The following is a 25,511-nucleotide window of genomic DNA, read 5'->3' as shown; positions in this document are numbered from 1 at the left end:
CTATAAACCTGCGGCATCTAGTATAGCAGGTATATTCTCTTCTGCCCCAATTGCCATTATATGAACACCATCACATAAATCTTCTTCTTTTAATTGTTTGATAAGTTCTCCTGCCATTTTTATTCCTTCACTTACCCAGTTTTCTTTTCCAACTGCTCTTAATCTTTCGATTTGTTCATCTGGAACAAATATTCCTGGTACATTTGCAGTCATAAATTTGGCCATTCCTGGTGATTTTAAAGGTACTATCCCTGCTAATACCTTGCAATCCATATCCCTTGTTAATTCTCTAAACTTTCTCATTGTATTTATGTCATAAAGTGCTTGAGTTTGGAAAAATTTAGCTCCTGCTTTTATTTTCTTTTGCATTTTTAATAATTGAACTTCTATTGGAGAATATTCTGGAGTTACTGATGCTCCTAGATAAAAATCTGGAGAACCCTTTAATTTATTACCAGCCATGTCCGTACCTGCCATTAAAGTCTCAGCAGTTTGAAGTATCCCTACAGAGTCTAAATCAAAGACTCCCTTAGCTTGTGGATGGTCTCCTACGCTAGTATGGTCTCCTGTTAGTGCCAACAGATTGTTTATCCCAAATACACCTGCTGACAACATTTCCCCTTGTATAGCTATTCTATTTCTATCTCTCCCTGTTATTTGAATAACTGGCTCTAATCCAGCATCTTTTAGTAATTTACATGTAGCAAGAGAAGTTGCTCTCATAACTGCTGATTGAAAGTCTGTTACATTTGCTGCATGAACCCTTCCAACTAATGGCTTTGCACATTCTATTAAATGTGAAAGGTCAGTCCCTTTTGGAGGAGCCATTTCAGTAGTAACTGCAAATTTTCCACTTTCTAATGTTTCTCTTAATAAGCTCATCTCTAATCCCCCTTTTAACCTTCTAAAAAAAACTTTTATGAATTTGCTGCTGCTTCTTTCTTTTTCTTTGCACTTAAACTTCTTGGATTATTTTGCTTAGAATAGTCTTTTGGTGGTCTTATTTCTGCTAAGTTGCCTAATTGTCCTATAGCTTCTAATCTTTCATATATCTTTATCCAAGCACAATCATTCTCTGCATTTACTTCACACTTACCATTTTTAGCTCCACCACAAGCTCCATTCATAAGACCTTTAGCACACATAGTTACTGGACATATGCCACCTGTCCAACCAAGTTCGCAGTCTCCACAAGCTTTACAAGCTTCTTCATATTCTCCAACCCTTTGTACTTCCCCTATGAACAAAGTATTGTTCGCTGGATAAACTGGTTTATCTTTTAGGTTCTTAACTATTGTCTGTGTACCATCTCCACATGCTAAAGATAAAACTGCATCAGCTTCTTTAGTCTCTTCTTTTAGAGCCTTTAAATCCTTTTTAGACTTTAAAAGGTTACAAGCAGGGTCAAGCATTACATATCCTAAGATTTTTTTGCCTTCACCTTCAAGAGTTTCTTTCATTTTTAGAACTTCTTCTTCTCCACCACTTTTACAAGTCGCTGCACATTGATTACAACCCACTAAAACTAGCTTGTCAAAATTCTTTAAGTACCCTAGTACTTCTTCTAATGGTTTATTTTCAGAAATTATCATATCTACTTCCCCCCTAAACCTTCCACTTATATATATCTATTTATTATTTTGTAATTTACAAGCTTTAACTACATGTTTTGCAAGTATAGATGTTGTAACTGAACCAACCCCCGCTGGAACTGGAGTTATCATTGATACTTTATCTAAAACTGCATTTGTATCAACATCTCCACATAAATTTCCTTCTTCATCAACATTTATACCAACGTCTATAACTACTGCCCCATCTTTAACAAAAGTTTCATCAACCATCTTAGCTCTACCAATAGCTGCTATTAATACATCCGCGTCTGCTGCTACACCTGATAAATTTTTAGTCTTTGAGTGACATATTGTAACAGTTGCATGTTCACTTAATAAAAGCATTGATACTGGCTTCCCAACAACCATTGATCTTCCAAGAACTGTTACCTTACTTCCTTTTAAATCAACATTATAATGTTTTAATATTTCTACTACTGCTGTAGGAGTACATGGTGGGAATCCACTCTTATCACCTTCCATGACTTTAGCAGAGTTTATTGGACTAAAACAGTCTACATCTTTTTCTGGTGCAATAACATATTTTATAACTTCTTCATTTAAGTGTTTTGGAAGAGGTCTAAAACATAATATACCATTAACATTTTTGTCATCATTAACTCTCTTTAATACATCAATGTATTCTTCTTGAGTTATATCTTCAGCTAATTCTAACACTTCTGTTGTTATACCAATGTTTTGACATCTTTTTAATGCGCCTCTTTCATATGATAAATCGTCACTTCTTGCTCCAACTCTAACTATTGTTAGTTTAGGATTTATACCTTCTTTAACTAATAACTCAACTTCTTTTATTAACTCTTCACTAATCTTATCAGCTACAGGTTTTCCTTTTATAATTTGTCCTTTAGTTGACATTCCTTCCATATATTCACAACTCCCCTACAAGCAAACTTAAATTAATTTATTCTATATACTACATATTAACAACATAGTATTTACTTTCGTCATTTAAAAATTATTTTCCAAGAGCTTTTTCAACCTTAGCATAAACTTCATCACAAGTTTTTACGCCTTCTTCAACTAATTTATCTACTTCTGTTTTTACTTTATCAACATATTCCTTGTCTTGTATAGAATTTATATTTATAACTACATTTAATTGTCCACCAAGTATAGCAGCTCTTAGACATTGAACTCCTACACCAACATCGCTTATAGCAAGTCTTGAACCTTTATCAACTAAATCTTCATGTAACTTAATAGCTTCATAGCAAACTCTTACTATATTTAATGGTACTTCACAAGCAACTTTAAGCGCTTTTTCCATTGTCTCTGCTTTTATTCTTTTTTCTTCTTCTGTTTCTTTAGGAAGCCCATAAGCTTTTGATAATGGTAAGAAACATTCTGCATCATCATCTATCATTTTTAACAAATCTTTTTCTAGTTTTCCAGCTTTACTTAATATCTCTTTTACGCTTTCCTCATACTCAGCATACTTTTTCTTTCCTATTGTAAGATTACATACCATACTGCCTAGAGCCATACCAATTGCACCAACTAGTGCAGCAGCTCCACCGCCACCTGGTACTGCTTCTTTAGAAGATAGTACCTCTACAAAATCAACACAAGTTTTATCTGCTATTTTCATGATAATCCTCCTTAAAAGGATGTAGGAAAATATCTCAAATTATTCGAGATATTTTACGAACTATTTTAAGATATCTCCTACTCTTTATTTATAAATTAATGTGCTTAGAATAATCCAGCTATTACTCCATTTTCATCAACATCTATTTTTTCTGCTGCTGGAACTTTTGGTAATCCTGGCATCTTCATGATTTCTCCAGTAAGTGCAACTATAAATCCAGCTCCTGCTGAGATTGCTGCTTGTCTTACAGTTATTCTAAATCCTGTTGGTCTACCTAATTTAGTTTGGTCATCAGTTAAAGAATACTGAGTCTTAGCCATACATACTGGAACCTTAGTAAATCCAAGTTTTTCTAAGTTAGCTATTTCTTTATCAGCTTCTGGAGTATAATCTACACCATCTGCTCCATAAATCTTAGTAGCTATAGCATTTATCTTGTCTTTTATAGATAAATCATCTTCATAGCAGAATCTAAAGTTATTTTCTTCTTCATCTAATAATCTTAGAACTTCTTTAGCTACTGCAACTCCACCTTCTCCACCTTTTGCCCATACTTCAGAAAGAGCAACATTTACACCTAATTCTTTACACTTGTCTTCAACAAGTTTAAGTTCAGCTTCAGTATCAAGTGGGAATCTGTTTATTGCAACAACTGCTGGTAATCCATATACTTGAGTTATGTTTTCAACATGTTTTAATAAGTTTGGAAGTCCTTTTTCAAGAGCTTCTAGGTTTTCGTTATTTAAGTCTGCTTTAGCAACTCCACCATTGTATTTTAATGCTCTTACAGTAGCAACTATTATAACAGCATCTGGTTTTAAGTTTGCCATTCTACATTTTATATCTAAGAATTTTTCTGCTCCAAGGTCAGCACCGAAACCAGCCTCAGTTATTACATAATCTGCAAAGTGCATAGCCATTCTTGTAGCTATAACAGAGTTACATCCATGAGCGATATTTGCGAATGGTCCACCATGTACAAATGATGGTGTTCCTTCAAGAGTTTGAACTAAGTTTGGTTTTAAAGCATCTTTTAATAATGCAGCCATAGCACCGTTAGCTTTTAATTGTCTAGCTGTTACAGGGTCACCCTCATAGCTATATCCTACTATTATGTTTCCTAATCTTTCTTTTAAGTCAGATATATCACTTGCCAAACAGAATGCTGCCATTATCTCAGAAGCAACAGTTATATCAAATCCGTCTTGTCTAACTGCTCCATCACCTTTTTTACCCATACCATCAACGATATTTCTAAGTTGTCTATCGTTCATGTCTACACATCTTCTCCAAGTTATTTTCTTAGGGTCTATTCTAAGAGCATTTCCTTGGTGAATATGGTTATCAAGCATAGCAGCTAAAAGGTTATTAGCAGCTCCTATAGCATGGAAATCACCTGTAAAGTGTAAGTTTATATCTTCCATAGGAACAACTTGTGCATATCCTCCACCAGCTGCTCCACCTTTAACGCCAAATACTGGTCCTAGAGATGGTTCTCTTAAAGCAACTAATACATTTTTATCTAATTTTGCAAATGCATCAGCTACACCTATAGTAGTAGTAGTTTTTCCTTCACCTGCTGGAGTTGGGTTTATAGCTGTAGTTAATATTAACTTAGCTTTTTTACCAGTGTCTCTTTTTAGTAGATTGTAGTCAACTTTGGCTTTGTATTTACCATAAAGTTCTACATCATCTTCACCTAGTCCTAATTTTTTTGCAACCTCTCTAATATCTTGAGGTTTAGCTTCTTGAGCTATTTCAATATCAGATTTAAATCCCATAACTGAATCTCCTCCCACAACCTAAATAGATTTAAAATATAATTTTTGTAAAAATTGTATTAATATGTAAAAATTATATTTTATAAGATAATTATACATGTAAAATTGCTTAAAAACTAGCTACTAAGCTATTAAAATATTCAAACTTAATAGCTAGTTATTTATCTAATTACTTATTTATTACCTATCTATTACCTATGTCTAACCTTTAACCAACCTAAAATCCCAAATCAAAATTCTATTTATCTTTAAGTGACATTAATTTATCTTTTATTGCTTTAATTTGTGCTTTTGTTGTTTCACTAGAATCATATGGAGATTGATTTGCTCTATCAGAATCTATAACATCTTGATTGTAATAAATAAATCCTAAAGATTCTCCATCTTCTAAGTTTTTGATTATAAATTCTTCATCTTCTTTGTTTCTAATTTTATTTCCTACAACAAATACCTTATTTACTCCTATATCATGTCCAAGTTTTTTTACTTTTCTATAAGTCTGTAAACTTCTTTCTCCTGGTTCTACAACTACTATAAAAGCATCTACACCTTGGGCTGTTCCTCTTCCTAAGTGTTCAATTCCTGCTTCCATATCCATAACAACTACATCTTTATTTTGTAGTATTAAATGTGAACATAATCTTTTTAAAAGAACATGCTCTGGACATACACATCCAGTGCCACCAGAATCTACTGTCCCTAATGTAAGTAACCTTACTCCATTATATTCTTTACAGAAATTTTCAGGGATATCGTCAACTTTAGGATTCATCTTAAACATTTTTCCAAATGAACCTACAGAAGCAGCTGTTCTATCTGAAACTAATTTTTTCATTTCTGATATAGGTACTATTGATTCATATACTTCTTTTGGAAAACCTAGTGCTAAAGCTAAATTAGCATCTGGGTCAGCGTCAACAGCAACAACTCTGTATCCGTCTTCAGCAAACATTCTAGAGAGCATTGAAGAAAAAGTCGTTTTACCTACTCCACCTTTACCTGTTATTGCTATCTTCATAATCCCTACCACCTTTATTACTATTTGCTTTTTATGCAGTTAATTTTATAGTTGTTTATTTTTTGTACACTAAAAATAAACTACAGCTAGTCCTTACAGGAACCAATTACATTTACCTTACTAGCTTTTCAAAGCAGCATGTATAGTTTTATTATTCTTCATTATATTGTTTATATTTTATTTATTCAGTATATTCGTTATATTTCGATGTTCTTTGCCTTAACATTTGACTTTATTCATCCATAAAATTTCTTATAAAATCGTTTTTTCTATGGTTTCTATCTCTCTTAAGCTTCAGCCTTTTCTGCCATTTTTTCTTCAACTAATGCTTCAAAGTGAACACGTTTTTTCTCTATATCCTCTATTATTGTAGCTGCTAATTCTTTTGGATTAGTATTTACAGTAAATGTTGCTCCAACTTTATCTTTTAATTCGCTAGTTAATATGTCTACTGCTCTTGAAGAACCAGTTATTGGAGGCATTATTCCTAAATAAGTGTCTATACCAGAAGCTACAACATAACATCCTATAGCAACCGCTTTTTCTGACATCCACTCTGGAGCTATACCTACAACTGGAAGGTCACACATATCCATATCTAAGTAATTAGCTGCTGCTCCAACTAAATCTAATATACGGCTTATATCAACGCAAGAACCCATATGTAGTACTGGTGGGATTCCTACTAGTTTACAGACAGTTGCAAGACCTTTACCTGCATATTTTTCTGCTGCATCAGTTTCCATTAAACCAAATTTAGCTGCTGCTGAAGCACCACATCCTGTAGTAACTACTATTATGTCATTTTTAATTAATTCTTTCATTATTGTTACGTGAGCCTCATTTGAAACTCCTTTAGCATTGTTACATCCAACTACACCAGCTGCTCCTCTTAATACTCCAGATTTTAAACAGTCTGTTAATGGCTTAACTGTTCCTGCTGGGTCTATATGAGAGTTTACAACTCTATCTAATTGGTTTACTACTGCTTCTACACTATACCCAACTGTTGCCCCTGATTTTAATTCAGGTATAAGTACTTTTGATTTATCTCTATTTTTAAAGTTTAAAATAGCTTCTTTAACTATTGCTTTAGCATCATCAAGTGCTTGTTCTTCTCTAAATTCAATATAAGTTGAACCTGTTATTTTAGCTTTTGGAGAAGTTGTTACAAATTTAGTATGGTAACAATCTGCAACTCTAGCTAATGCAGGGAATATACATTGAACGTCAACTATTACAGCTTCTACTGCTCCAGTTATTATTGCAAGTTCTTGTTGATGGAAGTCTCCTGCTATTCTTACACCATGTCTCATTGTAATCTCATTACCTGTACAACACATACCAGCTAAGTTTATTCCATCAGCTCCAACTTCTTTAGCTAAAGCTACTAAGTCTGGTTCTTCTGAAGCTAAAACTATCATTTCAGATAATGCTGGCTCATGTCCATGTAATATTATATTAACTTTATTTTCTTCTAATACGGCTAAGTTAGCCTCTGTTCTTCTTGGCACTGGAGTTCCAAATAAGATATCGCTTAGACGAGTACCTATCATAGAACCTCCCCAACCATCAGCCATAGAAGTTCTAAGACTCATGTGTATTAAACTATCTATATCACCAGTACATCCGATATGAGTAGAGTGCATTATTGTTGCAATTTCTCTATCTATAGCTCTTGGTTCTATAGCGTATTCTTTCCATATTTTTTGTCTTGGTTCTGGTGCATTTTTTATAAATCTTAATGTTCCAAAAGGCTTCCCAAACTCCATTAATGCAATTTCTGCCACTTCATGTGCTACATCATAGATATCTCTACCTTCTGTCTCTACATCCCATTCTTTAGCTAAAGTTATTAACTTAGCTTCATCTCTTATTTTATAGTTTCCATTTGGATCAGCTAATGCTAATGTATGTGCAATATCTCTAGCATGGTCTGAATGGGCAGCTGTCCCACCAGCAACCATTCTTGCAAAGTTTCTACCTACTATAGTGTGTTCATCTGCTCCACATAACCCTCTTGGAGTCTTAGGACTTATTCTACATGGTCCCATTCCACATATTCTACAGCAAACACCTTGAAGACCAAAACCACATTGTGCCTTGAAGCCTTCTTTTCTATCATACATTGTTTCTACGCCTTCTTCTCTAGCTTTTGCTATCATCTTCTGGCTGTTTAAATCAATTGTTAACATTTTTTCATCCATATTCCTATCCCCTTTTTTTGATTTTTAAAATCCCCCAGGTGACTGACTTCATGTCATAAAATAATAAAATAAATGCTTTCTAAGTTGATTATATACTAATTTCCAACACTTTGCTTTAGATTTAAATATTTTTTTAACAAAATTAGATAATACATAAAAATTTAATTTTTGGTACCTAATTTAAGTTAATTTTACTTACTGTTTTTGGCTATTTTTTAATACTTAAACCTATTTTTTGATACTTTAGTTTAATTAAATTATGTTTTGATTTTTTTAAAATCAAGTTTGAATTATTTCTAGTCATTTTTTCGTTTTTATATGTTGATTGTGTATTTATTATTTTTCATTACTTTTAGACTTGTTACAGATTTTTACTCCCTAAACTTAATTAGTAAAAACTTCTTAGAATAGCATTTTTTGGACTAATTTTTTTGAATTTTTTTATTTTTCCTACTTTAATATTAATTATAGCTTCAAATTGAACATTTGTATATATTCATTTGAAGCCATAATTATTTTTTATATAAAATTTTTTTAATATTGCATTAATTTAGACATTTTGACTGTTTTTTCTATTTTTATTCATTTATTTCATACTCTTGATTTTATTTCATGCTCTTAGCCACAATAGCACCATATGCAATAGAATATAATTTAGATTCATGTGAATCGGCTCTTGATACTAAAACTATAGGAGCTTTTGCGCCCATAATTATACCTGCTGATTTAGAGTCTGCCATATATGTAAAGGCTTTCCCTATTCCATTACCAACCTCAATTGTTGGAACCAACATAATATCTACATCACCAGATACTTCACTCTTAAATCCTTTTATTTCACTAGCTTCTTTTGAAACAGCTAAATCAAAAGCTAAAGGTCCTTCTACGATTACATTGTCTCCAAACTCTCCTTCTTTACAAGCTTTTGCTAACATATCTGCATCTACAGTTGCTTGCATCTTAGGATTTACTTTTTCTTTAGCTGCTAAGCATGCAACTTTTACAGTTTCCATACCTAAAGCTTTTGCGGCCTTTATTGAATTTTTTAATATTTTTGCCTTTTGCTCATAATCAGGAGCTATGTTCATGCCTCCATCTGTAGTTATAAGTAATTTATGGTATCTTTCTAACTCATATACCATTACATGACTTAATAAACTATCAGTTCTAAGACCATAATCTTTATTTAACACTTCTTTTAAGATAACTGATGTATCTAATAATCCTTTCATTACAAAATCAGCTTCTTTACTTGATACTAGTTTAACTGCTATTTCTGCACAATCTTTGATATCATCCTTATCCACTATTTTGATACCATTTAAATCAAATCCTATTTCTTTTGATATATCTCTTATCTTTTCTTCATTTCCAACTAATATAGGAGTAATTATATTTCTTTCTACAGCATCCTTTATTGCCATCAAAACCTCTTTGTCATGAGCTGCTGCTACAGAAAGTACTATTTTCTCTCCTCCCTTAAGTTGCTCTAAAATATCATCTAATTTTTTTATCAAAAGTAACCCCTCCCTTATATATATTTAACTAAATAATACCATATTTGCTATACCTTTTCTCAATTTATTTTTTATGTTATAAAAAATTTGTATAACTAAATAATAGTTTAATATTTTATTCTGGGATTTAATCAATAGCCCTTAAAAGCTTTGCAGGAACACCACCTACAATAGTATTTTCTGCAACATTTTTGGTTACAACTGCTCCAGCAGCAATAATTGCATTATCGCCAATAGTAACCCCTGAAACAATAGTTACATTAGCACCAATCCATACATTTTTTCCTATTATGATTGGAGAAGGATAGGTTGTACTGCGTTTATCTGGCATAATCCCATGGTTAAGTGTAGCCAATACCACATTATGCCCTATTTGAGTATTATCTCCAATCTCAATACCTCCTTGGTCTTGAAAATGACAACTGCTGTTTATAAAAACATTTTTTCCTATGGTAATATTCTTTCCACAATCTGTATAAAATGGTGGAAACATAAAAAATGATTCATCTACTTTTTTTCCAATCAACTCAGAAAATAAATTACGCACTTCTTCTGGTTCATGATAAGAGGAATTTAGCTTGCTTGTGATTTTCATTGCCTCATTACTTAACTTAACCATAAATTCATGTATTTCTGATTCACTAGAAACAGGTTTTCTTTGATTCACATGCTTTAAAAATTCATTGATATTCATTTTATACATCCTTTCAATATACATTTTAGTTTATTTGTATTTTCTAAATAACATTTTAATAAAAATTAGCTTAATTAATTTTATAAGTAATATGATTACTACTTTTAGTGTAATATACTAATTTTTTTATATCAAATACCTATATTAAATACTTACATATACTTAAAAAGCATAAAAATTGATATAATTATATAATAAATAAGTTAGTAAAGGATGATTAACTATGGAATTAAGAGTATTAAGATATTTTTTAGCAATCGCAAGAGAGGAAAGTATATCTGGTGCGGCAACCTTTTTACATATAACACAACCAACACTTTCTAGACAGATTATAGAACTTGAAGAAGAGTTGGGAGTTAAATTATTGGTTAGAGGAAATAGAAAAGTTTCCTTAACAAATGAAGGTAGACTTTTACATAAAAGAGCAGAGGAAATTATATCATTAGTTGATAAGGTAGAATTGGAATTTGATAATCCCAATGAAATTATTAGTGGTGATATATATATAGGTGGTGGAGAAACTGAGGCTATGCGACTTATAGCTAGAACTGCATATCATTTTCATAAAAAATACCCTAATGTAAGATACCACCTTTTTAGTGGAAATGCTGATGATGTAACTGAAAAATTAGACAAAGGACTTCTTGATTTTGGTATTTTAATTGAACCTGCAAATATACAGAAGTATGATTACATACAAATCCCTGCTACTGATGTTTGGGGCTTACTAATGCGTAAAGACAGTGTCCTTGCCTCACAAAATGCGATAAATCCAAAAGATTTATGTAATATACCACTTATTATTTCAAGACAAACACTAGTTGATAAGGCAATCTCTAAATGGCTTGAAGATAGTACTGAAAAACTAAATATTGTTGCAACATATAATTTAGTTTATAATGCTTCTCTTATGGTAGAAGAAGGGCTGGGTTATGCTTTATGTTTAGATAGACTTGTTAATACTACAGAAAATAGTAATCTTTGTTTTAGACCTCTATATCCCCCTTTAGAAGCTAAATTAAATATTATATGGAAAAAACATCAAATATTTTCAAAAGCATCAGAAAAATTTTTACTTCAAATACAAAAAGATTTTTCTTCTATCACGTTGAATACATCTGAAGAAAAATAAGTAAAAAATAAAAAAAACGGTATAACATGATAAATGTTATACCGCCTAACCAATAAAATCAAATACAACTTAACAATATTCTTACTTATTTATTCCAAGCTCTTTTAAACAAGCAATTGTAATCTCATCTTGTGGATTCAATTCATAAGCTCTTTCTATATAATAAGTTGCATCATCAATATCACCATTATTTAAATAAGCCATCCCTAAATTACAAAGTATCTCTGGGTCTTCCTTTATCTTAGCAGCTTGTTCAAAATATTCTATTGCTTTATCTAAATTATTTTTATAAGCCTCACAAAGCCCTAATTCCACTATAGCATCCACTTGCTCAGGCTTTATTATCAATATCTTCTCCAAATACATCTCAGCCTGTTCTATCTCGCCCATACCCTTATATCCAAGTGCTATCATGAACAACAAGTTCCACCAATCCATATGTTCTTCTTCTAATGGCAGTAGTTTCTCTAATCCTTCTTTAAATTTACCTTGGAATACAAGCGTATATCCTTCTTCATACTGGACTTTAAAGTCCATCTTTCCTAAGTTATCTTGTATCTCAGCTACCAAATCAGCATCTAGCCCAAGTCTTAATGCATCTTCCCAAGTTAGCTTAGTCTTTAGATATTGACCTTGATTATAGTAATGGTAACCTAAATGGTAATAACCTAATGCAAAACTCTCATCAACATCAATTATCTTTTCAAGCTTGGCCATTGCTTCAAGTAAAAAGGCATTCATTGCCTTCTCATCCATATCTTTTTGATACTGTTTTGCTATCTCTTGGCAAACTATTGCATAATTATACATGGCATCTAAATCATCTGGATACATTGTTATAAATGCTTTTATATATATTAAAGCATCTGTATGTTCCCCAATCTCAAAGTATTTTCTTGACATATATCCCATGTATGCCTTTAAATCCAGATTAATATCTTCAGATAAAGCATTTAAGAACTTTTCATATTCTCCATTGTTTTTAAATTTACTATCTATACCAATTATATATATCATAGCATCTGCTATAGACATTGAATTTAACTTATCCTGAGCAGTCTTTTCTTTTATTCCTTTTACCAATACCTCATTTTTTATAGGTACATCTAATCCACCTTTTGGCACATCATAGCTCTTTAATTTAAACTCGCCACCATGCTTTATAGTAATAAAAGCTAGTTCCTCTGCCTTTTTCAGCAAATATTTTTCTATTTTAAAATCCATTTTTCCCTCCTAAATATTTAAATCTCTACTTTATGAGTTTTAGATTTCTCAAATACTTTTTTATCATCATATTCAAATAAGACTACATTTTTTTCTTCTCTTATTTCTATATTTATATCACTTTTTAAATCAACAACATTGAATTTAAATGGCTCGAAATGAACATATTTTATTATATGTTTAGCTGGCTTATCAACAAAACTAGGTAAATATGTTGATAAATTACCATTATCCTGTAAAAATACATGGCATCTATTCTTAAAATCATCCACATCTAACTTATTAAAAAATTGTGGTATATTCGATGTTTTACCAAGTGATATATAGTCATACTTTAATATATCATTGAATACATCATTATCCATATTTATATTTTTATTATAAAAATCCATCAATATTTTATATAGCTGATTCTTTCCTTGTGCCAAATCAAAATATCCATTTTCATCAAAATACTTAGCAAAAGCCTCAAAGAATTTAAAAGGACTTTGTTTATAAAATCTGCCTATAATATATCTCATGGACAACACAAAGTTTTTAGAATTATAGTACCTCTCCAATATATCTTCTATATCCTTTAGCTTCAATGTTTCCTCATAACTTATATAATTATTATATAAAAATTCATATGGAGCATAATCTTTATATTTAAAACCATGTTCATCTGCAACTTTTCTCATGCCTGTACCTTTAATCATCTTTAAAAAACCTAATTGTAGATGCTCTATACCTAGATTAAATACATCATTAAAGGAATTCTCAAAACTCTTATAATCTTCATAAGGAAGCCCTGCAATTAAGTCTAAGTGCTGATGTATATTTCTATACGATGCTACAGTCTGAACAACATGAGACAATTTTTTAAAATCATCCCTTCTACCTACTGCATCAAGTGTTTTTTCATTTGTAGATTGCACTCCTATTTCAAACTGAAAAAGACCTTCTTTACAATCAGCTAAAAATTCAAGCATCTTATCATCTATCAAATACGCTGTAACTTCAAAATGATAAGTAGTATATCCATTATCATTTTTCATAAGAAAATCCATAATTTCCATAGCCACTTTTTTATTTGCATTAAAAGTTCTATCAATAAACTTTATCTGTGATACTCTTGCATCTATTAAAGCTTTTAAATCACTCTTTATTCTATCTAAGCTAAAATATCTTAGACCTGGAATAGTAGATGATAAGCAGTACTGGCAGTTAAAAGGACAACCTCTTGATGATTCATAATACACTATTCTATTTTCATATTCTTTTGGATTTAAATTTTCATAAGGACTAGGAATCTCGTCCAGGTTTTGAAGTAATTCCATTGGCTTATTCACGATTATCTCATTGCCTTGTCTATATACAAGTCCATTTACATCATTTATGTCTTTTTTACCTTGTAAATGAAGTACCAAGTCTTTAAAAATTAATTCTCCTTCTCCATAAAGTATATAATCCACAAAATCGTACTTTTTCATTGCCTCATAACTATCATAACTAACTTCTGGTCCGCCCAAAGCTATTTTAGTATTAGGTCTAATTTTCTTTAGATTATCACAAAGCTTAACTATATCCCCCACATTCCAAATATATGTGGAGAATAATATTATATCATACTCGTTTTTGTATATATCCTTCAAAATATAGTCCAAATCATTATTTATCGTATATTCTTTCATATCAACTTCTATCAAATCTCTTACAAATTCTTTTAGGTATCTTATAGCTAAATTTGTATGAATAAACTTAGAATTTAATGTTGTTAATAAAATTTTCAAATATTTCTCACCTCTTTTTAATATTATACTGTCTTTTTGTACCCCTTATAGGTTAGAATAGTATATGTAAAGTTTTAATAATATCTATATAATTAATTTATTAATTTCAAGTAATGTGAGGAAAGGAAGTTTTTTATGGAATTAATTGAAAAAGTATCTATCAACTCTTTATCAAAAAGAGATCTACTACTTATTATAAAGTCTCTTGAATACACTAATGAAAATACTCAAATTAGTGATTTCATCGACCTTAGAAATAATATTGTAAAGGAATTATGTTTTTTAACTGACACTAAGGAAAAAGATTTTTTGGATTATCTAGAGAAAAATAGCACACTCTGATAGCCTAAACTTTTTTAAATTTCAATATATGAATACCTGATTTAGAATTTATTTTTATGCTTAATATGTTATCATTAAAAGTTTTTGATATAACTGTTATTTGATTAAATATGGGGTCTATTAAAGTATTCCCTTCTTCAAGTCTTATAAAACTTCTTGGGTCTATTTTTTTATTGTATGCCTTGACTCCAATTTTATATTTTCTCAATTTAACAACATATTCTGACATAGAAAAAATAAAATCTATATTATCTTCATTTAATTCACTATCTTCACCCAAAATGGATAATATAGATTTTTTTATGCTCTTAATTCCTTCATTTTCTACAATCCTATCTTCCATATATACATCGTATAAGACGTTTAACACGTTTAATAGAACACTTTCTTCATCATACTCTTCAAACTTTGAATCAATATATTTATCAATTAATTGTATTGCTTTAATCCTTGCCATCTGAAACTTTACAATATCTGATTTGTCTAATTCTATAGAAAATCCTATTATCTTGTCTTTGATACTCTGTAGTAATTCGACATATTCTATTTTGCTATTATTTATAAGATTGTGCATAACAGAATTATACGCTACAGAACCTAATAAATAATCAAATAAAGATTCTTCTTTTTTAAAATAACTCACATATCTTTTTATTAGTCTAACAACCTCGTCTTCACTTTTTTGGATATTAGTATTTGATAAAATTAATGGTAATAAAATATTTAAAAAATTAATATTCCCTATTTTCTCTCCATAAAATCTATAGTAAATAAGTTCATCTCTCAGTCTATTTTCGTCTATATATACACATCGTTGTGTTTTATCATCTATTAAGGATTTCGTATTTATTATAATTAAATCTTTAAGAGCCCTACTTGCACTACTAAAAGAAGATGTATAGACTTTTTTTAGTAATTCATCATTCATAAATATATCCTTTCTAAAAAATTGAATCTAAATATCTTGCTATTAAAAAAAAAGAGACAGCCCGTTTAAGAAGCTGTCATATATAGGGGGATAGTAGTGTACAAAAATCATTGTAATCTACTATCTATATATTATTATACGATACTACTTTTTTATATGTAAAGCATCAGTTTTCGACATCCCTATATTTTACAGTTATACAAATTGCGTACTAAGTTCAATTTTATTCTTTTTATTTCAACATTTTATCGTATTACATTCTTTCCGGAGCGTGCATTCCCAACAGTTTCAGAGAATTTTCCAAAGTTTGTTTTGTAGCTAGAACTAATGCAAGTCTAGCTTTTCTAATTTCCAAATTTTCTACTAAAATTGGATTGTCATGATAAAATTTATTAAACGCTTGAGCCAAATCTAACATAAATCTAGTCACTATATGTGGTTCATTTTTCTTTAGAGCAAGTAAAATATTTTTATTAAATGATTCTATAACTCTAAGAACTTCTGCACTATCTTCATCAGCTAACAGACTATAATCTATATCAGAAGTTATTTCTTCTTCTGCTTTTCTTAAAACTGAACAACATCTAGCATGCGTATATTGAACATATGGTCCAGTCTCACCATCAAAGCTCAATGTTCTTTCCCATGAGAATGTGTAATCTTTAATTCTACTATTAGACAATTCTTGGAATACTACTGCACCAACACCTACTTGTTTAGATATTTCATCTACATTTTTGGCATTTGGATTTTTAGCTAATATAATATCCTTAGTCTTATCTATAGCTTGATTTAAAGCATCTTCTAAAAATACTACTCTTCCTTTTCTAGTTGACATAGTCCCTTCTTCAAGAGCCACCATACCAAACCCAACATGAACTAAATCTTTTGCCCAATCGTATCCCATAAGCTCAATTACTTTAAACCATTGTTGGAAATGTAAGTTTTGTTGAGAACCAACTACATATATACACTTGTCAAAATTATAAGTTTCTTTTCTATATATTGCAGCAGCTAAATCTCTTGTCATATATAATGTTGAACCATCATTCTTAGTAATAAGTGCTGGTGGCATTTTATATTCTTCTAAATCAACAATCTTTGCACCTTTAGACTCTATTAGAAGATTTTTCTCTTCTAACAACTCAATAACTTTACCCATCTTATCAGAATAGAAACTTTCCCCTGCCAAAGAATCAAATTCTATATCTAAAAGTTTATACACTCTGTTAAATTCTTTTAAACTCTCATCTCTAAACCATTGCCATAATTCTTTTGCTTCTTCATCGCCATTTTCTAATTTAGTAAACCACGCTCTTGCTTCATCTTCCATTTCTGGATATTGTTCAGCTTCATCGTGGAATCTTACATATAATTTTAGTAATTCTGGAATTGGATTAGATTCTACTACTTCCTTTTCTCCCCACTTTTTAAAGGCCACTATTAACTTACCAAATTGAGTTCCATAGTCACCTAAATGATTTATTCTTATAGTCTTGTATCCTTGTGAGTCATATATCTTATATAAGGCATTACCTATCACTGTAGTTCTTATATGTCCTATATGGAAAGGTTTTGCTATATTTGGAGAAGAATACTCAACTATTACAGTTTTATCTTTACCAAAATCACTATGACCATAATTTTCTTTTTCCTCTAATACTTTTTTGATTACAGTTTCTGCCAATTGAGACTTATTTACAAAAAAGTTTACATATCCGCCTAATTGTATCACCTTTGTTATCTCTCCACTTGGCTCTATACTTTCTGCCAATTCATTTGCTATCATGTTTGGAGCTTTTCTAAACACTTTAGCTAATTTAAAGCATGGAAAAGCATAGTCACCCATGTCCTTGTTTGGTGGAACTTCTATAAGTGCCTCTATCTCTTCTTTCGATAAATCTTCTATTTTTTCTTTAAGGCAATTTGATATTGCTACCTTGAAATCTTGCATCTTGTTGCTCCTCTCTACATTGTACCTGGTTTATATTGTGCTTATCTCTTTATGTTAAATCAAATTTCGTGTTTTTTCAAGTATTTCATTATGTGATAAAGTACTTTAAAAATTGTACCTTTTATACAAATTCTGCATACATTAAAAATACTATTTTTACATGCAATTTTTTATTCCTGTATTGGTTTTCTACAAATCTTTTTCACTTTTAACTTTTATGCCTTCTTCCTCAAGTAGTTTTGCTGTGACGCCTTTTCCTGAAATTTTTTTACCAGAAAAACTTCCATCATAAATTAAATTACATCCACAAGATGGACTACCTTCTTTTAATATTGCTTCGCTACATACATATAAATGTGCTATTTTTAGAGTCTCTTTAGCACCCTTTACGAAGTTTTCTGTCACATCCTTATTATCTTTGGTAATTACCTTATTATCAACTATTTCAGCAGGTGGTCTTGGTGTAGATAGACCACCTAACTGTTCTGGGCATACAAGTGTAAATTCTTTGTCTTTTAAATATTCTTTAACTTTTTCATTTTCATTATTATCGCCACTATATTTACAATTTATTCCTATTAAACATGCAGATACTAATATCATAAAAATGTGCTCCCATACAAATTATTTTAGTTTAACAATTGTTACTCCTGCTCCACCTTCTCCATATTGACCACCTCTTTGTGATTTTACATGTCTATTCCTTCTTAATACATCTTGTAGTCCTGCTTTTAGTACTCCTGTACCAATTCCATGTATTACTGTTACAGATTCCAATCCTGCCACATATGCATCGTCAAGATATTTTTCAACTTCCATTATAGCTTCTTCTAGATTTAACCCTCTAAGGTCAACTTCATTTTTTATATTACCAGATTTTGACCTTATTATATTTCTTGTTGATTTAGTTACATTTGTTGAAACATCCTTGCGAGTTTTTTGTAAAGATTTAAAAGGTAGGGTCATCTTCATTATACCAATTTGCACTACTGCTTCTTTTCTCTTTTTATCCACTGACACTACACTACCATTTTGGTTTAGAGTTATTACCTTAACTTCTTCGCCTGGCTTTAGGTCTTTTATCTCTTTATTTGAAACCTTTGGAACTATCATGCTTTTTACTGTTGGTTGAAGACTTCCCATAGAACTAGTCAATTCTTTTCTAAGTTCTTCTATCTTACGATTCTTTTCTTTTGAAGCTCTTTCCTGTTCAAGATTTCTAAGTTCCTTTATTATAATGTCTACTTCTTCTTTAGCTTGTCTTATAATTGAAAACGCTTCTGACTTAGCTTTTTCAACCATCTTATCTCTTTGGCTAATCAATTTTTCAAGCTTTTCATCATATTCTACCTTTAGTCTTTCAATCTCTTCTTTTAATCTTTCCGCTTCTTCTCTGTCTTCTACTGCTTTGATTCTATTCTTTTCAACATTCTGTAATACATCTTCTAAAGCTATGTTATCTGTATTTATATATTCTTTAGCACGTGAAATTACATAGTCACTTAGTCCAAGTTTTCTAGAAATCTCAAAAGCATTCGATTTTCCTGGAACACCTATAAGTAGTTTATATGTTGGACTTAATGTTTCTATATCAAATTCAACTGCTGCATTTTCTACACCAGATTTAGTAAGAGCATAGTTTTTAAGCTCACTATAGTGAGTAGTTGCTATACATTTAGCTCCTACAGAATTTATATCTTCTAATACTGCTATTGCAAGGGCAGCTCCTTCAACAGGGTCTGTCCCTGCTCCTAATTCGTCAAATATAACTAAAGAGTCTGCTGTTACGTTTTGTAGTATTGATACTATATTCGTCATATGAGATGAAAATGTCGATAGACTCTGCTCAATACTTTGTTCATCTCCTATATCTGCAAATACATTATCATATACACACATACTACTTCCATAATCAGCAGGTATATGAAGTCCACTTTGTGTCATAAGTGCAAATAGACCCACAGTTTTTATTGTAACAGTCTTACCACCTGTGTTTGGACCTGTTATTACTAATGTATGGAAGTCTCTTCCTAAATAAATTGTATTTGCTACTACTTTTTTCTTATCTAACAAAGGATGTCTTCCATTTTTTATATTTAAATATTTATCCTCATTTAAAGTTGGTTCTATACCTCTCATTTGTATCGAAAATTTTCCTTTTGAAAATGCAAAATCCAATCTTCCTAATATCTCCTGATTAGAAATTAAGTGTTCACTCACTTCTCCAACCATAGCAGAAAGCTCTGATAAAATTCTTTCTATCTCTTCTTGTTCTCCTAATTTCAACTGTCTCAATTCATTGTTCATTTCTACTATAGTCATTGGCTCTATAAAAAGTGTCGCACCAGAAGATGACTGGTCATGTACTATACCAGCAACTTGCGACCTATATTCAGCTTTTACAGGCACTACAAATCTATCACCTCTTAGAGAAATTATGGCATCTTGTAAGTATTTTTGATAAGTAGTTGAACTTATTATTGAATTTAGTTTCGACCTAATGGATTGATTTTTCTGAGATATTCTTCTTCTGATATCTCTAAGTGTACTTGAGGCATTGTCAGATATCTCTACTTCACTAATTATCGCATTGTATATCTGGTCTTCTATGTCTTTATACACATATAGAGAATTTGATAGAGATTGTATTATTGGATAATTGAAATCTTCTTCATCACTGCTAGATAGACTATTTTTCAATCTCCTAGCTACTCTTAAAGTATCTGCTATCATAATTAGACTTCCTGGGTCAAGAGATGCTCCTATATACGCTCTCTTTACTTTGTCTTCTATATCATGGATACCTTCCAAACCTACTGAACCTCTCTTTATAATAATTGATTGAGCTTCACTAGTTTCTTCTAGCATAGATTTTACTTCTATAAAATCAGTATTTGGGACTAAACTTTCTATATATTTTAGACCTAAAGAAGATGAGGCTTTCTTCTTTAATAAGTCTATTATTTTATTGTATTCTAGAACTCTTAACGATTTCTCATTCATTTTCTATATTCACCATCCTCGATATTTTAACTTTTTTATTTAATTTTAAAAATGTATGTTTTCAAGCATTTCCAATAAAAACTGCAAGTTTTATTTCTTTTTCATTTCTAAAATTATTATATTTTTTCTCTTTTAGATATATTTTACACATATTTTGTATTATACTATGTATGTAGCTATCTATATATTATACATAAACATGCTTTATTTGTAATATAATCTGTTAAAAAATCTTCTTTAATATTTTTAAAGTAGTTTGTTTTAGCATGTTTTTAAAGAATAGCTACTTATATAGATAAACTAAGGAGGAACATAAGTCATGGGAAACGTATTAGAAGGATTAAAACCAGAAAATGTTTTTAAAAACTTTGAGAAAATATCTCAAATTCCTAGAGGTTCTGGAAATGAAAAAAGTATAAGTGATTATTTACTTAACTTTGGTAAAGATTTAGGTCTTGAAACTATTCAAGATGAAAGCTTAAACATAATAATAAGAAAGCCTGCTACAAAAGGATATGAGAATTGTCCAGGCGTAGTTCTTCAAGGACACATGGACATGGTTTGTGAAAAAGAAAAGAATGTTGAACATGATTTTCTTAAAGACCCTATAAAATTAAGAATCGATGGTGACATGATATATGCTACTGGAACTACTTTAGGAGCTGACAATGGTATAGCTGTTGCTATGGGTATGGCTATATTAGAAGACAACACTTTAGAACATCCAGCATTAGAAGTTTTAGTTACTGTTAATGAAGAAGATGGTATGAATGGTGCTGATGCATTAGACCCTAGCTTAATTAAAGGTCAATATATCCTAAATATGGACTCCGAGGAGGAAGGATACTTATTAGTTAGTTGTGCTGGTGGTAAAACTTGTGTTGTTAGTTTACCTGTTGAATACAAAGAAGTTGAAGCTGACAAGCAAGGTTTATTAGTTGAAGTTACTGGACTATTGGGTGGACACTCTGGTATGGAAATTGTTTTACAAAGAGCAAATGCTAATAAAGCAATAGCTAGAGTATTAAGCGTATTAGATGTTGACTATGATTTAGCTTCTGTTGATGGTGGAACTAAGCACAATGCTATACCTCGTGAAGCTAAGTGTGTAATAGCTATTAATAAAGCTGATGTTGAAGTTGCTAAAAAACAAATAAATGAAATTTTAACTGCATTTAAACATGAGTTCACTACTTCTGACCCTGGTATGACTTATTCAGTAGCTGAAACTTCTGTAGAAAAAGTTCTTGCTAAAGATTGTAAAGAAAAAGTTGTTCAAATGTCAAGCTTAACTCCTCATGGTGTTCAATCTGTAAGCCTTGATATAGAAGGATTAGTTGAAAGTTCTACTAACTTCGCTATAATTGAAACTAAAGAATCTACTATTGAATTCTTAACTTCTGTTAGAAGTTCTGTTATGTCTATTAGAGATGAGATAGCTGATAGAATAAGACTTTTAGCTCAAGCTTTAGGTGCTGATTATGGTCTTACTTCTCAATATCCAGCTTGGGAGTTCAAAAAAGGTTCTAAATTAGAAAAAATATGTAGTGAAACTTATGAAAAATTAACTGGTAAAGTTCCTACTGTTATGGCTCTACACGCTGGTCTTGAGTGTGGATTATTACTTGATAAACTTCCTCATGCTGAAGCTATATCTATAGGACCAGATATGTTTGATGTTCATACTCCAAATGAACATGTTAGTATCCCTTCTATAGCTAATGTTTGGGATTATGTTATAGAAATATTAAAATCTATGAACCAATATTAAATCTAAATTTTATTTAGATTGAGTCTTGGATACAATTATAGATTATAAATAAATCTATATTACACTTAGTCTATAAATTAACATTATAAAAGTTTATAGGAATAAAGCCTAATGATGCATTTTTATATTTGTCATTAGGCTTTATTATTTTACTATATATTTTTATTTGATAGATTTTTTATTCTTTAAACTTATGTAATTCTCTACAATCAAGATATTAAATTATACTACTTAATATCTTGTACATATGTAGATTAACTCCATTCATTTTCTGGTAAACACATACTTATATGTTCTTTCATTATATAGATTATATAAAATGTATATAAAAAATTTTCCTATTCAGTAATTTTAAATCGATTTCTACCCTGCTTCTTCGAATTATAAAGTGCATCATCTGCCATTTTGTATATCTCATCATATGTCTGTCCTTGCTTTGATATTACACCGCCCATACTTACAGATATACTATTTCCATTTGGTAATTTAATGCCATGGATTTTATCATATAAAATATTACACTTTTCTATAAGACTTTCTGTATCCTTTACATTTTTAACATATATGCTAAATTCGTCACCCCCTAGGCGACCTACTATATCACATTCATCAAAACATTTAACAAGAATATTTGCAACTGCAATCAGCATCTTATCTCCAACAAGATGACCATAAGTATCATTTATATCTTTAAAATAGTCAATATCTAAGATAAGTAAAGCTCCCATTTCATTACGAGATAAATCATCTAAACTTTTTGTAGCCATATCCCTTATAGAAGCAGCATTAAAAATATTTGTTAAACTATCTCTTTGCGCTTTATCTAATAGCCTCATTTTTTCCTCTTTTTCACAATCGATATTATGTAATTTGCCTATTGAATACACAGGAACATTCTTTTCATTATAAATTATCTTTGATGTAATTCTAACCCAATGAAACTCTCCATCAGGACAAACACAATACATTTCTGTTGAACCATTTTCTTGTTCCCTAATCAACTTAAAAAATTGTTCCCTATACTCTTTTTCAATTTCATTTTCATGTTCATCTTTACTATGACTTAAACCATTAAAGACATTAACTCCATTTTCTTGCATAGCAATCGTAATTTTATCTGCTTGATAATCATATTCAAAGAAATACTCACTTGCCATCTCATATACTTCAGTATGTTTTTTAAGTTCTAAAGAAATTCTCTGATTCATACTTGTACGAGTACGAAGACTCCAAGCCATAATTATAATAATACATAATGATATACTAGAGACTATAAGAATAGTTTGAATTGGATTTTCCTGCATAATATGAATTAGAGAAAAATTTGATATATATGTAGTATTCTTATAAATAATTGATTGCATGTTTTCAGTAGGCATACTATTAATAGCCTTATTTAATATACTATATAATTCCTGTTTATTCTGTTTAGCCACACCAAAACAAAAACGATGTGGTTCATAGTTTTGTTGAATTAGACGAACATACTTATACTTGGGTTGATTGACATAATACTGTATAGCATATCCTTCACCATATGTATAATCGGCTCTTCCACTATTTACAGCTTCAATACACTCCTCTAATGTATCATACCAAATAATATTATTAGATGAATATTCTTTATAAGAAGTATCTTTTGTAAGAGCTAAACGTTTATTTTCTAGACTATCTTCATTAATCTTATTATTAATCATCATAATATACTGTGTAGAAATAAATGGGCGAGTCATGGCTACATGACGTTCACGTGCCCTTTCATAATCATAAGACATACCAGCTACAATATCAATCTTAGAATCTTTTATCATATTGTCCAATTCTTTCTGAGATTTCACAGGTATCATATCAAACTTTAAGCCAGTTTTATCTGAGATATAATTAAGTAAGTCTATTGAAATTCCCTTTAATTTACCTGTTTTATCATCTGCATATTGAAATGGTGGATTTTTTAGTAAAACTCCTACTTGCAAAGTTTCTATATTTTTTATATATTCAGATTCCTTATTGGATAAAACTAACTCTTTATTTTCTGGTGTAAAATATTTCTCATATAATGTCTGTGAAAAATATGGGTCTGTTTGCTCAATATTAGAGATTGCTGAGTTGAGTTGTTGAGATAATTCTTTATTGCCTTTATATGTAATAAAATAGAATGGTTTAGGAGAAAATTTAGCTATAGTTCGCACACCATCTATATGATTCATACTGACATTAAGCATTGCATCTGCCTTTCCATCCTTTAATGCCTGTAACTGTTCTTCTCCTGTCTTACAAGGCACCAATTCAGGAGATATTTGATTCATTTCACAATATCTATCTAATTCTTTAATCTTATTAATTCCATTCTCTGGCACTGCAATACGCATGGTCTTTGTAACTTGTGAACTCACACTGTCAATATCTACATTGTCTTTAAGCACTTGTAATACTGTATTTACAGTCCCATAACTAGAACCTGCATAATCATATACTTTCTCTAATTGTTCATCGTATAACATTCCACCCATTAAGTCAACTTCGCCTTTTTCTAACATCTCCATAGATTTAAGAAGAGAAGTGTTTGTATCTCCTCCAACCCGAACAAACTCATAATTCCATCCAGTATACTGAGCAATTTCTTGTAAGTATTCATAGTTATATCCAGAGTATCTACCTTGTTCATCTACTTCATTTAGACCTTCTTGAATAGGATAAGCAACACGTATAGTACGATTATCATTATTCATGGCATTAATATCAAAAGGAAATATACAAAAAGTGAATATGGACACAATTATAAAAGTTAAAGAAAATAACTTTTTCAAATTCACTACCGCTTCCTCCATATAATAATATTTACAGTGTATACACTGTATAATTTTCTGGGTTTTAAAATATAAGTTAGTATAAAAAAGGACATAAAATTTCGTAAAAAATTTAATATCCTCATTCATACATAAT

19 protein-coding genes are annotated in these 25,511 nt (G+C 30.5%); 3 read left to right on the top strand and 16 right to left on the bottom strand.

What is annotated here, in order from left to right; genetic code table 11:
• The 9 genes from Q3304_RS10475 to Q3304_RS10435 all read right to left on the bottom strand — a co-directional run bounded on the left by Q3304_RS10475 (window position 1) and on the right by Q3304_RS10435 (window position 10,442).
• The gene (locus Q3304_RS10475) at window positions 1-882 is read right to left on the bottom strand and encodes a methylenetetrahydrofolate reductase (protein WP_021383473.1); all 882 of its coding nucleotides are present in this window, start codon (window positions 880-882) and stop codon (window positions 1-3) included.
• Between the two features lie 35 nt (window positions 883-917).
• A complete protein-coding gene (locus tag Q3304_RS10470) occupies window positions 918-1,592 on the bottom strand; it encodes a methylenetetrahydrofolate reductase C-terminal domain-containing protein (protein WP_021383443.1) in 675 nt (224 codons plus the stop codon).
• 36 nt (window positions 1,593-1,628) lie between these two features.
• Window positions 1,629-2,501 carry a bifunctional 5,10-methylenetetrahydrofolate dehydrogenase/5,10-methenyltetrahydrofolate cyclohydrolase gene (locus tag Q3304_RS10465; RefSeq protein WP_054276053.1) on the bottom strand — a complete coding sequence of 291 codons (873 nt, stop codon included), beginning with the start codon at window positions 2,499-2,501 and terminating at the stop codon, window positions 1,629-1,631.
• Between the two features lie 91 nt (window positions 2,502-2,592).
• Window positions 2,593-3,225 carry a cyclodeaminase/cyclohydrolase family protein gene (locus Q3304_RS10460; protein ID WP_054269252.1) on the bottom strand — a complete coding sequence of 211 codons (633 nt, stop codon included), beginning with the start codon at window positions 3,223-3,225 and terminating at the stop codon, window positions 2,593-2,595.
• A gap of 104 nt (window positions 3,226-3,329) precedes the next feature.
• Window positions 3,330-5,006 carry a formate--tetrahydrofolate ligase gene (locus tag Q3304_RS10455; RefSeq protein ID WP_021383446.1) on the bottom strand — a complete coding sequence of 559 codons (1,677 nt, stop codon included), beginning with the start codon at window positions 5,004-5,006 and terminating at the stop codon, window positions 3,330-3,332.
• Window positions 5,007-5,244: 238 nt separating this feature from the next.
• On the bottom strand, window positions 5,245-6,024 hold the full coding sequence (locus Q3304_RS10450; RefSeq protein WP_054269251.1) for an AAA family ATPase: 780 nt from the start codon (window positions 6,022-6,024) through the stop codon (window positions 5,245-5,247).
• A gap of 287 nt (window positions 6,025-6,311) precedes the next feature.
• Window positions 6,312-8,231, bottom strand: a complete 1,920-nt coding sequence (gene cooS / locus Q3304_RS10445; protein WP_021383498.1) for an anaerobic carbon-monoxide dehydrogenase catalytic subunit — start codon at window positions 8,229-8,231, stop codon at window positions 6,312-6,314.
• Between the two features lie 605 nt (window positions 8,232-8,836).
• On the bottom strand, window positions 8,837-9,748 hold the full coding sequence (locus tag Q3304_RS10440; protein ID WP_054269249.1) for a bifunctional enoyl-CoA hydratase/phosphate acetyltransferase: 912 nt from the start codon (window positions 9,746-9,748) through the stop codon (window positions 8,837-8,839).
• A gap of 127 nt (window positions 9,749-9,875) precedes the next feature.
• On the bottom strand, window positions 9,876-10,442 hold the full coding sequence (locus Q3304_RS10435; RefSeq protein WP_407813853.1) for a DapH/DapD/GlmU-related protein: 567 nt from the start codon (window positions 10,440-10,442) through the stop codon (window positions 9,876-9,878).
• Between the two features lie 223 nt (window positions 10,443-10,665).
• Between Q3304_RS10435 and Q3304_RS10430 the strand changes: the two genes are divergently transcribed.
• Entirely contained in the window at window positions 10,666-11,574 is a 909-nt protein-coding gene (locus tag Q3304_RS10430) for a LysR family transcriptional regulator (RefSeq protein WP_219673873.1), read from the top strand.
• Window positions 11,575-11,655: 81 nt separating this feature from the next.
• Here the strand turns inward: Q3304_RS10430 and Q3304_RS10425 are convergent, their stop codons facing one another.
• Both Q3304_RS10425 and Q3304_RS10420 read right to left on the bottom strand, forming a co-directional pair.
• On the bottom strand, window positions 11,656-12,798 hold the full coding sequence (locus Q3304_RS10425; RefSeq protein WP_074179175.1) for a tetratricopeptide repeat protein: 1,143 nt from the start codon (window positions 12,796-12,798) through the stop codon (window positions 11,656-11,658).
• Window positions 12,799-12,815: 17 nt separating this feature from the next.
• Window positions 12,816-14,570 carry a B12-binding domain-containing radical SAM protein gene (locus Q3304_RS10420; RefSeq protein ID WP_054269245.1) on the bottom strand — a complete coding sequence of 585 codons (1,755 nt, stop codon included), beginning with the start codon at window positions 14,568-14,570 and terminating at the stop codon, window positions 12,816-12,818.
• A 135-nt stretch (window positions 14,571-14,705) separates the two neighbouring features.
• Here Q3304_RS10420 and Q3304_RS10415 point away from each other — a divergent pair, with 135 nt between their 5' ends.
• Window positions 14,706-14,912: a hypothetical protein gene (locus tag Q3304_RS10415; protein ID WP_003418305.1), complete on the top strand. Its 207-nt coding sequence runs from the start codon at window positions 14,706-14,708 to the stop codon at window positions 14,910-14,912.
• A 4-nt stretch (window positions 14,913-14,916) separates the two neighbouring features.
• Here Q3304_RS10415 and Q3304_RS10410 read toward each other — a convergent pair whose 3' ends face one another.
• From Q3304_RS10410 to Q3304_RS10395, 4 genes are all read right to left on the bottom strand, one after another.
• On the bottom strand, window positions 14,917-15,840 hold the full coding sequence (locus Q3304_RS10410) for a hypothetical protein (protein WP_054269244.1): 924 nt from the start codon (window positions 15,838-15,840) through the stop codon (window positions 14,917-14,919).
• A gap of 253 nt (window positions 15,841-16,093) precedes the next feature.
• Complete coding sequence (gene argS, locus Q3304_RS10405; protein WP_054269243.1) at window positions 16,094-17,794, bottom strand: arginine--tRNA ligase; 1,701 nt, start codon at window positions 17,792-17,794, stop codon at window positions 16,094-16,096.
• Window positions 17,795-17,983: 189 nt separating this feature from the next.
• The gene (locus tag Q3304_RS10400) at window positions 17,984-18,397 is read right to left on the bottom strand and encodes a DUF523 domain-containing protein (RefSeq protein WP_407813839.1); all 414 of its coding nucleotides are present in this window, start codon (window positions 18,395-18,397) and stop codon (window positions 17,984-17,986) included.
• A gap of 21 nt (window positions 18,398-18,418) precedes the next feature.
• On the bottom strand, window positions 18,419-20,797 hold the full coding sequence (locus Q3304_RS10395) for an endonuclease MutS2 (RefSeq protein WP_407813838.1): 2,379 nt from the start codon (window positions 20,795-20,797) through the stop codon (window positions 18,419-18,421).
• A gap of 319 nt (window positions 20,798-21,116) precedes the next feature.
• On the opposite strand from Q3304_RS10395, the gene Q3304_RS10390 reads away from it, so the two are divergent.
• Window positions 21,117-22,568, top strand: a complete 1,452-nt coding sequence (locus Q3304_RS10390; RefSeq protein WP_407813837.1) for an aminoacyl-histidine dipeptidase — start codon at window positions 21,117-21,119, stop codon at window positions 22,566-22,568.
• 338 nt (window positions 22,569-22,906) lie between these two features.
• On the opposite strand, the gene Q3304_RS10385 is transcribed toward Q3304_RS10390, so the two are convergent.
• Window positions 22,907-25,381, bottom strand: coding sequence for a diguanylate cyclase domain-containing protein (locus Q3304_RS10385; protein WP_407813836.1), 2,475 nt, complete (start codon window positions 25,379-25,381; stop codon window positions 22,907-22,909).
• Window positions 25,382-25,511: the final 130 nt, after the last annotated feature.

It is taken from the genome of Clostridioides sp. GD02377, assembly GCF_045899875.1.
Taxonomy (GTDB): Bacteria; Bacillota; Clostridia; order Peptostreptococcales; family Peptostreptococcaceae; genus Clostridioides; species Clostridioides difficile_A.
The sequence above is the reverse complement of the archived record's forward strand: the minus strand, read 5'-3'. Positions and strand labels throughout refer to the sequence as shown.